Source organism: Caballeronia sp. INML2 (assembly GCF_023631365.1).
Lineage (GTDB): Bacteria > Pseudomonadota > Gammaproteobacteria > Burkholderiales > Burkholderiaceae > Caballeronia > Caballeronia turbans.
Window position 1 is genome coordinate 15,906 of sequence record NZ_JALQDH010000030.1, and the last position, 12,717, is coordinate 28,622.

General features: G+C 63.2%; 14 protein-coding genes. 5 read left to right on the forward strand and 9 right to left on the reverse strand.

Features of this window, described 5'->3' with window-relative positions:
* Window positions 1–119: 119 nt before the first annotated feature.
* Window positions 120–920 carry an outer membrane protein assembly factor BamE gene (locus tag NCT32_RS11515; protein WP_061121316.1) on the reverse strand — a complete coding sequence of 267 codons (801 nt, stop codon included), beginning with the start codon at window positions 918–920 and terminating at the stop codon, window positions 120–122.
* Window positions 921–1,095: 175 nt separating this feature from the next.
* Here NCT32_RS11515 and fur point away from each other — a divergent pair, with 175 nt between their 5' ends.
* On the forward strand, window positions 1,096–1,524 hold the full coding sequence (fur, locus tag NCT32_RS11520; protein WP_035507641.1) for a ferric iron uptake transcriptional regulator: 429 nt from the start codon (window positions 1,096–1,098) through the stop codon (window positions 1,522–1,524).
* Between the two features lie 146 nt (window positions 1,525–1,670).
* Here fur and NCT32_RS11525 read toward each other — a convergent pair whose 3' ends face one another.
* Genes NCT32_RS11525 through NCT32_RS11535 form a run of 3 tightly spaced genes read right to left on the reverse strand, consistent with a single transcriptional unit; the run spans window position 1,671 to window position 4,538 of the window.
* Window positions 1,671–2,180, reverse strand: a complete 510-nt coding sequence (locus NCT32_RS11525) for an ureidoglycolate lyase (RefSeq protein WP_061121317.1) — start codon at window positions 2,178–2,180, stop codon at window positions 1,671–1,673.
* Window positions 2,177–3,187 carry an allantoicase gene (alc, locus tag NCT32_RS11530; protein WP_250490314.1) on the reverse strand — a complete coding sequence of 337 codons (1,011 nt, stop codon included), beginning with the start codon at window positions 3,185–3,187 and terminating at the stop codon, window positions 2,177–2,179. Before alc ends, NCT32_RS11525 begins: the two co-directional genes overlap by 4 nt.
* A 25-nt stretch (window positions 3,188–3,212) precedes the next feature.
* A complete protein-coding gene (locus tag NCT32_RS11535) occupies window positions 3,213–4,538 on the reverse strand; it encodes a C4-dicarboxylate transporter DctA (protein ID WP_250490315.1) in 1,326 nt (441 codons plus the stop codon).
* A 228-nt stretch (window positions 4,539–4,766) separates the two neighbouring features.
* Between NCT32_RS11535 and NCT32_RS11540 the strand changes: the two genes are divergently transcribed.
* Together NCT32_RS11540 and NCT32_RS11545 are read left to right on the forward strand one after the other, a co-directional pair.
* A complete protein-coding gene (locus NCT32_RS11540; RefSeq protein WP_061121320.1) occupies window positions 4,767–5,459 on the forward strand; it encodes a FadR/GntR family transcriptional regulator in 693 nt (230 codons plus the stop codon).
* A 111-nt stretch (window positions 5,460–5,570) separates the two neighbouring features.
* Window positions 5,571–5,960, forward strand: a complete 390-nt coding sequence (locus NCT32_RS11545) for a hypothetical protein (RefSeq protein ID WP_061121321.1) — start codon at window positions 5,571–5,573, stop codon at window positions 5,958–5,960.
* A 71-nt stretch (window positions 5,961–6,031) separates the two neighbouring features.
* On the opposite strand, the gene gap is transcribed toward NCT32_RS11545, so the two are convergent.
* Together gap and tkt are read right to left on the reverse strand one after the other, a co-directional pair.
* Window positions 6,032–7,042, reverse strand: coding sequence for a type I glyceraldehyde-3-phosphate dehydrogenase (gap, locus tag NCT32_RS11550; RefSeq protein ID WP_061121322.1), 1,011 nt, complete (start codon window positions 7,040–7,042; stop codon window positions 6,032–6,034).
* 48 nt (window positions 7,043–7,090) lie between these two features.
* Entirely contained in the window at window positions 7,091–9,103 is a 2,013-nt protein-coding gene (gene tkt / locus NCT32_RS11555; RefSeq protein ID WP_250477080.1) for a transketolase, read from the reverse strand.
* A 497-nt stretch (window positions 9,104–9,600) separates the two neighbouring features.
* Here tkt and NCT32_RS11560 point away from each other — a divergent pair, with 497 nt between their 5' ends.
* Window positions 9,601–10,014: a glyoxalase/bleomycin resistance/extradiol dioxygenase family protein gene (locus NCT32_RS11560; RefSeq protein ID WP_250490316.1), complete on the forward strand. Its 414-nt coding sequence runs from the start codon at window positions 9,601–9,603 to the stop codon at window positions 10,012–10,014.
* 64 nt (window positions 10,015–10,078) lie between these two features.
* The gene (locus NCT32_RS11565) at window positions 10,079–10,816 is read left to right on the forward strand and encodes a 16S rRNA (uracil(1498)-N(3))-methyltransferase (RefSeq protein ID WP_061121324.1); all 738 of its coding nucleotides are present in this window, start codon (window positions 10,079–10,081) and stop codon (window positions 10,814–10,816) included.
* A gap of 98 nt (window positions 10,817–10,914) precedes the next feature.
* Here the strand turns inward: NCT32_RS11565 and NCT32_RS11570 are convergent, their stop codons facing one another.
* The 3 genes from NCT32_RS11570 to NCT32_RS11580 all read right to left on the reverse strand — a co-directional run.
* Window positions 10,915–11,478: a barstar family protein gene (locus NCT32_RS11570; RefSeq protein ID WP_250477078.1), complete on the reverse strand. Its 564-nt coding sequence runs from the start codon at window positions 11,476–11,478 to the stop codon at window positions 10,915–10,917.
* Window positions 11,479–11,494: 16 nt separating this feature from the next.
* Window positions 11,495–11,977, reverse strand: coding sequence for a ribonuclease (locus NCT32_RS11575; protein WP_061121328.1), 483 nt, complete (start codon window positions 11,975–11,977; stop codon window positions 11,495–11,497).
* 416 nt (window positions 11,978–12,393) lie between these two features.
* Window positions 12,394–12,717, reverse strand: a 324-nt coding sequence (locus NCT32_RS11580; protein WP_250490317.1) for a phosphate acyltransferase, incomplete at its 5' end; no start/stop codon positions are given.

A 12,717-nucleotide genomic window follows, 5' to 3' on the forward strand; every position in this document is an offset into this window, starting at 1 on the left:
GCAGTCTCGTGTTGAACCGCGCGCAAGACGCGCGATGGATGATGCGGATTGGCGATGCGGCTGAAGCGGCGCCGCGTCGAAACGCGTGGGGCGGCTTCGGCTCCGAATGGCTGAACTGCTTACTGGCTTTGCTGCGGCAGATAGAACTGCGCCTGGCTGCCCGCGTTGGCCGGCGTCGGCGACGAGCCCGCCGGGCCTACCGCGCTGCTGTCCGGAATGTTGATCGTCTGCGGCCGGCGTTGCAATTGAATCTGCGAGTTGCTGCCGCTCTGGCCGCTCGAACCGGGCGCGCCGCCTGCCGTCTGCGGCACGTTCACGCGCACCGACGACTGCGTGCGGCCCGTCGGCGTGTCGACCTGCGCCGTGGCGCGGTTGGCGGCCTGTGCGGCCTGCTGATTGGCGTCGCCCGCGAATGCGGCTGCGGTATTCGGCTGCGTGGACGGCTCGCCGGACGGCGCGGTCACGGCTGCCGTCGACGCCACCGGCGCCGAGGCCGCTGCCGTCGCGACCGGCTTCGCGACCTTGACGCCCTTGTCGCCGTCGATTTCCGCGAGCAGTTCGAGGTTGGAAGGCAGGTTCTCGCCGCCCGACCAGCTCACGACGCGATCGCTCGCGAAGTTCACGACGAAGTCCCGCTGCTGCACGATGGACGCGGACCCGCGTTTGAAATAGAACACATAGTCCCAGCGATCGGCGTGGAACATGTCGGTCAGAAGCGGCGTGCCCAGGAGCTGCTTCACCTGATCACGCGACATGCCGACCTGCATCTGATTCGCTGCTTCCTGCGAAACGAAATTGCCTTGCACAACCGTGATCCGATACGGTGTGATGCTTTGCGCGATCTTCTGCGTGACGCTGTCGTACGCCGAGCAGCCGGCGAGCAATGCGGCCAAGGTTGCTGCGATCACGGTTCCCCGCATGCGACGGCTCTCCCTGCAAGTCGATAAAAATTTGGTAAACATTTCACCTTTCACGCGAGGCGCTCTGAGGTCGCGCTCTTTTCGTCCAATTCGCCTTGCGTCCGCTCGGGATGTCGGGAATCGGAAAAACGCATTACTATGAGAACCTTGAATTGTACTCTAGGGATGCCTAGCCATGACCAATCCCGCCGATCTCAAAAATATCGGGCTCAAGGCGACCCTGCCCCGCCTCAAGATTCTCGAAATTTTTCAGCATAGTCCGGTGCGCCATCTGACCGCCGAAGACGTGTATCGAAGCCTGCTCAACGAAGAGCTCGATATCGGTCTCGCAACGGTTTATCGCGTGCTCACGCAGTTCGAGCAAGCCGGCCTGTTGTCGCGGAGCAATTTCGAATCGGGCAAGGCCGTCTTCGAGCTGAACGAGGGATCGCACCACGATCACCTCGTGTGCATCGACTGCGGTCGCGTGGAAGAGTTCTTCGATGCGGAGATCGAACGCCGTCAGCAATCGATCGCGAAGGATCGCGGCTTCAAACTCCACGAGCATGCGCTCGCGCTGTACGGCGCATGCACGAAGGAAAACTGCCCCCACCGCAAGCATTGAGGTGACGCGCCGGCCAGCGGCGCGTAGATGAAAAAACCGCCGCCCATCGGCTCGATGGGCGGCGGTTTCGTTTCGCCTGTACGTTTCGTGGTTTTGCGTCTGATCGATTCGCATTTGCGTTTGCGTTTGCGTTCGAAACGACCGCCTCAAGCCGCGCGCGCTTCGCGTTCGATCAGCGTGTATCGCTCCGGCAATTCGATCTCGTCGCAATTCGGAAGATCGCCGCCCCGATCCACGACGATGAAATCCGCCACCTTGTCGAGCACGATCAGCGGGTGATGCCAGACGCCGCGCGCGTAGTTCACGCCTTGCGAGCCGCGCACATGGAACGCGCGCATCCGGTCGGGATCGAACTCGCCGGCGGGCGCGACGACCACGAGATAGCGCACGTCCGCGAGCGGCACGAACGCCTGGCTGCCGAGCGGATGCCGCTCCATCATCGAGATCACGACCGGCTGCGCGCGCGGCTGGCCGCGAAACACGTTGATGAGCGGCCGTCCGCCGCTCTCGAAGCCGACCTCCACGTTCGCGAGGTCGTGAAAGCGCTCGGTCGTGCCCGCGTTGATCGGAAAATGGCGCGCGCCTTCGAGTTCGATAACATCGCCGAACGGGGCGAAGGCCTCGCGCGTGAGAGGCTCAAGGGTCAGCGTCTTCATTCGATTTCACCGAAGATTCGCAGACGCGACACGCCGCCGTCCGGATAGATGTTGAAGCGCACGTGCGTCACGGGACCGAGCGCGGCGATCTCTTTTTCGAAGCGATGCACGCTGTCCATCGACAGCTTTTGTTCGTCGAGCAGCACGGGCCAGAACATCGCCTGCGTGACGAGCGATTCGTCCGTGCCGCCTTCCACGCGCGCCGCCTGCAGCGAACAGCGGTCCGGATAGTTGCCCTTGAAGTGCGCGGTATCGACTTCGATCGCGCGAATCACGCCGGGATTCGCCAACGCGACGATCGCCCAGTCGTTGCCCGGCTCACGGCGCCGGCGCGTTTCCCAGCCATCACCCATGTTCGCGCCGCGTCCCGGCATCAGCATTTGCGACGCGGGACCGAAGTGCTGATTGTTCGCCGCGACGAGATACGCGCCGTTCTCGATCGCCGCGAGATCGAGCAGCGTGCCGCGTTCGACGCGCGAGAAATCCGCCTTCGGCTGCCCGTACACGCGCAACCGCGCGATGCCGCCATCGGGATAGATGTTCACGCGCAGATGCGTGTAGGCGCGCGTGTCGCCGATCTCCAGATAGTGATGACGATTACCCTGCAGCGTCGTCGACGGAACGATCTCGCGCCAGTCGCCGTTTTCCTGCGGATTTCCGTTTTCGCCGTAGCACGCTTCGATCGACGCCGCAGGCGGGAAATTGCCGGTGAAGTGGCTCGTGTCGATATCGATGCCGTGAATCACGCCCGCGCGCGCGAGCTTGACGATGCAGTAGTCGTGGCCCGTCGTGCGCTTGCGGCGGGTCTCCCAGCCGTCCATCCACTTGCCGTGCTCGTCGTACTTGCCGGGGATGAACACCGCCGGCTGCGGCTCCAGCATGCGCTCCTTCGGCGCGAAGAATTCGTCGGTGGCGAAGAGCGCCTGCGCACCGAGCCGCGGGTCCGCGAGATTCATGTAGCGGCGGGCGAAAGGGGGAGCGTCTGCGTCGAGAATCGGGTTGGCCATTTCAGTTTCCTTCAGTTGCGGTGAGTCACAATGCGTGTGCGTTTTCATGTCCGTGACCGTGCGCAGGTTCCGGCGCGGCGGGCACGAAGCGGTATTCGGCATCCTGGTCGAGCACGCGTTTCGCGCGCGCCCGGTCGATGTCCTTCTCCCACACGGCGACGACCACCGTCGCCACGCAATTGCCGATCAGGTTCGTCAACGCCCGTGCTATGCCGACGAACCAGTCGACCGGCAGAATCAGCACGAGGCCGAGCACGGGAATCGCGGGAATGGCGGAGAGCGTCGCGGCGAGGATCACGATGGCCGAGCCGGGAATGCCGTGCGCGCCCTTCGACGTCACGAGCGACACGAGCACGACGACGATCAGGTCATGCACCGACAACGGCGTGTTGGTCGCCTGGGCGATGAAGATCACCGCGAGCGTGAGATAGATCGAGAAGCCATCGAGGTTGAACGAGTAGCCGGTCGGGATCACGAGACCGACGGTCGAATCCTTCACGCCCATCCATTCGAGCTTGCGCATGATCTGCGGCAGCACGGCATCGGAGGAAGCAGTGCCGAGCACGATCGACAGTTCTTCACGCAGATAGCGCACGAGCTTGAAGATCGAGAAACCCGCGAGACGCATCACCACCCCCAGCACGACGAACACGAACAGGAAGCAGCTCGCGTAAAACACGATCACGAGCAGACCCAGTTGCTTGAGCGAGGCGACGCCGTACTGACCGGTCGTGAACGCGATCGCGCCGAGCACGCCGAGCGGCGCGAGCTTGATGATGAACGCCATGATGCGGAAGAACACGTTCGACAACTCGTCGATGAACACCGTCACGCGCTGCGCCTTCTCGCCGAGCATCGAGAGCGCCGCGCCGAACAGGATCGCGAACACGAGCACTTGCAGGATGTCGCCTTTGGCGAAGGCATCGACCGCGGTGTCGGGAATGATCTTGAGCAGGAAGCCCGCGGTGTCCTTCAGGCTCTTCGCGTGCTCCGTGTAGGTGGAGAGCGACGCGGCGTTGAGCGTGTGAAGGTCGATATTCATGCCGACGCCCGGGCGCGTCACCCACGCGAGGATCGCACCGATCACGAGCGCGAGCGTCGTCATGATCTCGAAGTAGATGACCGCCTTCAGCCCGACGCGCCCGACCTTCTTCAGATCACCCGCGCTCGCCATGCCGCTCACGACGACGCAAAACACGATCGGCCCGATCACCATCTTGATGAGCTTGAGAAAGCCGTCGCCCAACGGACGCAACGACTGGCCGAACTGCGGAAACAACGCGCCCACCACGATGCCGATGACCAGCGCGATCATCACCCTGCCGAACAGCGAATTCAAAAATCTCGACACGACCGTCTCCTCGTGTAATGTCTCGGGATCAGAGCAACTGTTCCGACTGGTCGGACCAGTGCCGTGATGGGGAATATTAGAAAGCCGATATAGCCCCGTCAAGGAAGCATTGATAGCGGTTTACCCTTTCCTGGCCAGGCACGAAAACGCGAGCGGAACAACCGTTCACACGCCCGCACCGCACGCGCATACAATGGCGGTCAGACCGGCCAATACTGTTTTCTTCCTATGAAAAACGTCCCGCATACCGTGACCGACGCCGCAATCGCGACCATCCGTGAGCGCATCGAATCCAGCGTGTACCCGGTCGGGAGTCTGTTGCCGGCGCAACGGCAACTGTCGGAGGAACTGTCGATCAGCCGGGCGTCGCTGCGCGAGGCGCTCTCGACGCTCGAAGCACTCGGCATGCTGCACATCCGCCCGGGCAAGGGTGTGTATGTCAGCAGCGCGCAGGCGAGCACCGCGCATCCGTGGCGCTTCGCGGATCAGGCATCGCTGCCTGACACGTATCAGATGCGCTTCGCGCTGGAGGGATTCGTCGCGCGGCTCGCGGCGCATTCGATCGGCGATTCCGACATCGACTGGCTCGACGACAATCTCGATTCACTGCACGCCGCGTTGACGGAGTCGGCGCTCGAGGAAGCCGCGCAACTTGATTTCGCGTTCCACATGCGCATCGTGAGTCTCGCGGGGAACGCTGCGATCGAATCGATCCTGCGCGGCAGCGCCGACATCATGAAGGAGAGCCAGCGCCTGCCGTTTTATCGGCGTGAACTGGTACTGTCGACGTATCACGAGCATGCGGTAATCATCGAAGCGTTGAAGGCACGCGACGGAGAGAAGGCCGGCCGCGCGATCGAAGGACACATCGTCAATGCGGCGCAGCGCGCGGGCGTGCATTTTCCGGTGCCGAACAGATAAAGCACAGCACTTCTCGACGTGTTCGCAGTCTCAGCAAGGGCCGTGCGTGATGGAGGTTTCTATCCGCTTGCGCCGCCCTGCAATTAGCGAACATCAAGAGGAGCAGCATCGATGGACATGCAACAACTCGTTTCAGAATTTCTGTCTTCGGAGCACGGCGCGCAAGCCACGCAAGCGCTGACCGATCAAGGCTTCAGTCCCGAAGATAGCCAGCAAATGCTCAGCACCGCTGCGGAAACCGCGCACGCACACGCCGAAGAACAGAATCAGGGCTTGCTGGGTGATCATCCTGGCAAGAGCTTTTTCGCCGCGTTCGCGGCAGGGCTCGTGCGGGGCGACGGCTTTCTGAAATCGATGGAAGAAGGTGGCGAAGGCATCCTGACGGGGCGCGTCGCCGAATCGATCGCGGCGCGCATGGGAATCGATCCCGCCACGGCATCGACAGTTGCCGCTGCGGCGACGCCTTACGTCGTCTCGTTCCTGCGAGAAAAGCTCGCGTAACCGAGATAGGCCGAAGCACCAAAAACAAAGCCGCTCCTAAGAGCGGCTTTGTCGTTTCAGCAAGCCGCAACTTACTTGGCGTTCGCGAGCGCCACAGCCGTATCCAGCATGCGGTTCGAGAAACCCCACTCGTTGTCGTACCAGCTCGACACCTTCACGAGACGGCCGGAGACCTTCGTGAGCGTAGCATCGAACGTCGACGAGGCCGGGTTGTGGTTGAAGTCGATCGAGACCAGCGGCGCGTCGTTGTAGCCGAGGATGCCCTTCAGCTCGCCTTGCGACGCTTCCTTCATGATCTTGTTGACTTCCTCGACCGTCGTGTCGCGTGCGGCGATGAACGACAGATCGACCACCGACACGTTGATCGTCGGGACGCGGATCGCGTAGCCGTCCAGCTTGCCGTTCAGTTCCGGCAGAACGAGGCCGACAGCCGAAGCAGCGCCCGTCTTCGTCGGGATCTGGCTGTGCGTCGCCGAGCGCGCGCGGCGCAGGTCTTCGTGATACACGTCCGTCAGAACCTGATCGTTCGTGTAGGCGTGGATCGTGGTCATCAGACCGTTCACCAGACCGATCTTGTCGTTCAGCGGCTTGACGAGCGGTGCCAGGCAGTTCGTCGTGCACGATGCGTTCGAGATGACCGTGTCGGAAGCCTTCAGCACGTTGTGGTTCACGCCGTACACGACGGTCGCGTCCACGTCTTTGCCGCCCGGCGCCGAGATGATGACCTTCTTCGCGCCGCCCTTGATGTGCGCGCTCGCCTTTTCCTTCGTCGTGAAGAAGCCCGTGCACTCCATCACCACGTCGACCTTCAGCTCGCCCCACGGCAGTTCGGCCGGGTTGCGGTTCGCCAGCACGCGGATCTTGTCGCCGTTGACGACGAGGTAGTCGCCGTCCACCGACACTTCGCCCGGGAACTTGCCGTGCGCGGTGTCGTATTGCGTCAGGTGCGCATTGGTCTTGGCATCGCCGAGGTCGTTAATGGCGACGATCTCGATGTCATGCTTCTTGCCGTTCTCATAGAGGGCGCGCAGCGTGTTGCGGCCGATCCGGCCGTAGCCGTTGATTGCAACGCGAATCGTCATGGTCTATCTCCTTGGCTTAAAAAAACCTTGCTTCGCTGACGTCAGTGCTTACGCGGCGAGAACGGCCTTCGCCGTCTTGACCACGTTCTCCACCGTGAAGCCGAAATGCTTGAACAGCGCGCCCGCCGGGGCCGACTCGCCGAACGTGTCGATGCCGACCACGCCGCCTTCGAGGCCCACGTATTTGCGCCAGAAATCCGTCACGCCCGCCTCGATCGCCACGCGCGCCACGCCCTTCGGCAGCACGCGCTCGCGGTACTCGGCGTCCTGCTTGTCGAAGACGTTCGTGCAGGGCATCGACACGACACGCGCGCCGATGCCGTCCTTCGCCAGCGCCTCGACCGCTTCCATCGCGAGCTGCACTTCCGAGCCGGTCGCGATGAGGATGATCTTGCGCGCGGGGATATCGTCGTTCCAGTCGCGCAGCACGTAGCCGCCCTTCGCGATGTTGGCGATCTGAATGTCGTTGCGCGTCGAGAATTGCAGGTTCTGGCGGCTGAAGATCAGCGTCGACGGACCGTGGTGCGCGATCGCGTGCGTCCAAGCGACGGCCGTTTCGACCGTATCGGCCGGGCGCCACGTCTGCAGATTCGGGATCAGGCGCAGGCTGGACACGTGCTCGACCGACTGGTGTGTCGGGCCGTCTTCACCGAGGCCGATGGAATCGTGCGTGAACACGAAGATCGAGCGCGATTTCATCAGCGCGGCGACGCGCAGCGCGTTGCGGCTGTAGTCCGAGAACGTCAGGAACGTGCCGCCGAACGGACGATAGCCGCCATGCAGCGCGATCCCGTTGATGGCCGCGCTCATGCCGAATTCGCGCACGCCGTAATTGATGTGGTTGCCCCACTGGATGCCCGAGGGATTCGCGTTTTCCGCATCTCCTGCCGCACGCACCGCCTTGGAAGCCTTCCAGTTGGTGAGATTCGAGCCGGTCAGGTCGGCCGAACCGCCGAGCAGTTCCGGCAGCGCCGCCGCGAGACCTTCGATGGTCTGCTGCGATGCCTTGCGAGTCGCGACGGTTTCGGCTTTCTGGTTCGCGTCCTCGATGATCTTTGCGGCAGCTTCCGCCCAGTTCGCGGGCAACTCACCGCTCATGCGACGTGCGAATTCGGCGGCCTCGCTGGCGTATTTCGCCTTGTACGCGTCGAACGCCTTGTTCCATTCGGTTTCGGCGTGCGTGCCTTGTTCCTTCGCGTCCCACGCTGCGTACACTTCCTGCGGAATCTCGAACGGACCGTAGTTCCAGCCGATGGCCGCGCGCGTCGCCGCGATTTCCTTGTCGCCGAGCGGCGCGCCGTGCGCATCGTGGCCGCCCGCCTTCGTCGGCGCGCCCTTCCCGATGACCGTGCGGCAGCAGATCAACGTCGGCTTGTCCGACTTCTTCGCGGCGGCGATGGCGGCATCGACCGCATCGACGTTGTGGCCGTCCACCGCGCGGATCACGTTCCAGCCGTATGCCTCGAAGCGCTTCGGCGTGTCGTCGTGGAACCAGTGCTCGACGTGGCCGTCGATCGAAATGCCGTTGTCGTCGTACAGCGCGATCAGCTTGTTCAGCTTCAACGTGCCCGCGAGCGAGCAGGCTTCGTGCGAGATGCCTTCCATCAGGCAGCCGTCGCCGAGGAACACGTACGTGTAGTGATCGACGATCTTCGCATCTGCCTTGTTGAACTCGGCGGCGAGCAGCGCCTCGGCAAGCGCCATGCCGACCGCATTGCCGACGCCCTGCCCCAGCGGGCCGGTGGTCGTCTCGACGCCCGGCGTCATGCCGACTTCCGGATGGCCCGGCGTCTTCGAATGCAACTGGCGGAAGTTCTTCAGTTCGGCGAGCGGCAGGTCGTAGCCGGTGAGGTGCAGGAGCGAGTACAGCAGCATCGAACCGTGGCCGTTCGACAGAACGAAACGGTCGCGATCGAACCAGTGCGGGTTCGTCGGGTTGTGCTTCAGATGGCGCGACCACAGCGCGACGCCAATTTCTGCCATGCCCATGGGCATGCCGGGGTGACCGGAGTTGGCTTGTTGAACGGCGTCCATGGCGAGCGCGCGGATTGCGTTGGCCATGAGGGCGGACTGGCTGGAGGTCGGGATCGTCATGTCGAGTCTGGGGCAGGTCCTGAAATGATCCGCGGTGCTTCTCTGGCAGTACTTCTCACTCGAGCCGGACCCGCGGGACACAATGTTTTCAGGACCGGAACGACGAGAAACGACGAGGATCGGGAGGCCGTCATTCTAACAGACCGGTCCGATTGACACGCGCCTGTAAGGAGCGCGTCCGGTGCGGCCAGGCGTCCCGGCGCGCGGGCATGTTCCGTGCAAATCACCGTCGGCGAATCGGGGGAACCGCACCGCGCCGCGTGCGTCGCAAGCGATACAACCGTGTCACGACGACGCGACAACGCGTGACATTACACGGTAACGCGCGCCGCCAACGGACGTTCATCCGGCGAAATCCGTCCGGCGCGCCATGTTCGTTCATTCTCTGCCGGTCCATTCGTAGTACGGCTTCGTGGCAAAATGCTTCCCATTGTGCAGCAGCAAGGCTTCAAGGAGTGCTTTCGATGACCGACCCACGCCCCGCCGACGTGCCCTGGCTGATTCCGTATCTCACCGTGCGCGACGCGCGCGTAAGCACCACGTTCTATGAGAAGGCGCTCGGCTTCGGGGTGCGCGACAGCGTGAACGATGACGGCACGATCATCCATGTCGAGATGACGTATCGCGGACAGTTGATCGTGATGTTCGCGCCAGAAGGCGCATACGGATCGCAGGCGCGCACGCCGAAGAGCGCGGGACTGATGGCGCCGCAGTCGTTCTATCTTTATGTCGATGACGTCGACGCCACTTTTCAGCACGCGCTCGCCGTCGGCGCGAAGCCGCTCATCGAGCCGCAAGACCAGTTCTGGGGTGACCGCTTCGCGCAGATCGAAGACCCGGACGGCTATCGCTGGGCGATCGCGCGGCATCTGCGCTGAAGCGGCGCGTCGCCGGCGAGCATCATCACTATCCGCGGACAGCAACGTTCGCGATCGAGCATTCATGCCACGTTTTCATGTCGACGGTCCGCTTTTCGTGGGCCGAACCCTCCTCCTTCCGGATGACGTCGTGCGTCACGTGCACGTGCTGCGTCTGCAAACGGGCGACGCGGTTACCCTTTTCGACGGCCGCGGCGGCGAATATCGCGGCGAACTCGTCGATATCGCGAAGCGCGCGGTGACGGCGCGCATCGACGAATACAGCGATCGCGAGGCCGAGCCGCCTTATCGCGTGACGCTCGCACAGGGTGTCGCGGGCGGAGACAAGATGGACTGGCTCATTGAGAAGGCGGTGGAACTGGGCGTGGCGGGCATCGCGCCGATCACCACGGAGCGCGGCGTCGTGCGTCTCGCCGGCGAGCGTGCGCTCAAGCGGCAGGCGCACTGGCAGGCGCTCACGCGCGCGGCGTGTGAGCAGTGCGGGCGCAACCGCGTGCCCGACGTCGCGCCGCCGCGCGATCTTCACGCCTGGCTCGCCGATCTGCCCGCCGCCACCGATGGCGAACTGCGCCTGCTGCTCTCGCCGCGCGCCGAAGTAAGCTTCGCAGCGCTGCCGGTCGATGCACCGCGCGAACCAGTCACGTTGCTGATCGGGCCGGAAGCGGGTTTTTCGCCCGGCGAAGAAAGCGCCATCATCGAGGCGGGATTCTCGGCGCTCGAGCTCGGCCCGCGCGTGCTGCGCACGGAAACGGCGGGCATCGCGGTGCTCGCGGCGCTGGCCGCGCGTTGGGGCGGCTGGTGATCCGCCCGCCACACAAATGAAAACAGCCCGATGGACGCCTGGCTGCATCCATCGGGCTGTTGCTTATCTTGACCGGCGCTCGCGCCAGTCGTGCTGAATCAGACGAACGAATAGAACACGCGGAACGCCACTTTCCTTTCCGCCCAGAATTCCGCCGCGTCGCGGAACACGTCGAGCAGCACTTCCCGGCCTTCCTTGTCGAACTTCTGCGCAATCGGCAGTTGTTCGAGCACGATCACGAAACCCGGTTGCGAGCCCGCCTTGTGGACGAGATCGGTGAGCGAATCGTAGAGCGCGTCGTAATTTTTGCCAAAGTGCTTCGGAAACAGAAACGACGTCGCGATGGTCTCGAGCACTTCCTGCTTGCTCTGCGCCTGGCCCAGATAGGCATAGAGAAAATGCTGGCCGAGGCGGTTCGCCTCATCCGCGAGATCCTGCACGCGAAAAGCGCGAATCGACTGAACGATATTCGGCCGCACCGTGGCGAACAGCGCTTCCGGATCCTCTTGCGGATGGCCCTCCTCAGGCCTCGTCTCGTCGTCGGGTCTGTTGTCGTGTTCTGTCATGCGTAGCCGCAATACTCGCTGGAACAGGTTGCCATCGCCGGTGGCGAAAAGATCACTCGCGACGCTGTGGTCGTGCGCGTAGATGTTGTCGCTCATGCCGTAAATCCCGTAGTTAATCCGCAATCCGTTTGAAAGTAGCGTAGTGGTCGTCCGTGTAATAGCAGTCGCCGACCTGCTTCTTCGGACCACCGCACACGATCCGGCGCGCGCCGCGATCCCGCGCGCGAGGCGTGGGAACGGTGTATTCGTGGTAGTAGCCGCGTGGATGCCGCGGAAGCACACGCTCGCGATTGCCGAACACGACGCCGTCCTTCTCGTAAGGGAATGGGCCACCCGTTTCGATCAGCCGCAGGGTTGCGACGGCCTGCCTGGGCAACTGCGCAATGTGGACGGTGGCCAGTCCGTCGCGCTCTTGCCCGCCGGTCGCGTCCGGCTGCCGTACTTGCGCCTCCCGGACCGGCTCTGCTCGCGAGGCCGGCGCCGGACTCACGGAAGCAACCGGTTCCTGACCGCCGCCTCGAGGTTCGTCCTTGCCGCATGCGCCCAGAAGGACGCTCAAGGCGACGAAAAAGGAAATACCTCGCGCGCGTGTCACCAACCGACTGCCCTCGCGTTGCACCACAATCCGGCGACCATGAAAGATGTAAGGGTATCGCTAATGACAGGGCGAAGCAACGTTGGCCCGAAAATCGGAAATTTTTTCTCGGTTTGGCGACGACTGGTCAGTTCTGAGCGATTCGTCGTCGCATGATTAGCCCAAATCTGAGAGATTTTTATCGCGGACGAGATAATAATTTACTCGTGGGATCTTGAAGCCCCTGGATGAGCCGCCTCACTCGTCGCCAGCTTCACGGCATCGCGCTCCGCCGACGATCCCGCGTCTTGCGGGTTAAAGCAGATACCCTCTTTTGCTTTTTCTCCAGCGTGCCGTGCTCGCACGGCACGCTTTTTTCTACCCGGAAAAAAAACGGCGGGCAAGCCCGCCGCTTTTATCTCATGCCATAGCCGCGATCAGCGCGCCGCCGACGCGTCCGCCACCAGCAACGCCGTCATATTGACGATACGCCGCACCGTCGCCGACGACGTCAGCACGTGAACCGGCTTCGCGGCGCCGAGCAGAATCGGCCCGATGGCGATGCCGCTGCCCGCCGCCGTCTTCAGCAGGTTGTACGAGATGTTCGCCGCGTCGATATTCGGCAGGATCAGCAGATTCGCGTCGCCTTCGAGCGTCGATTCCGGCAGCACTTCCTTGCGCAGCCGCGCATCCAGCGCGACGTCGCCGTGCATTTCGCCATCCACGTCCAGATCGGGCGCGCGCTCCTTGAGGATCGCGAG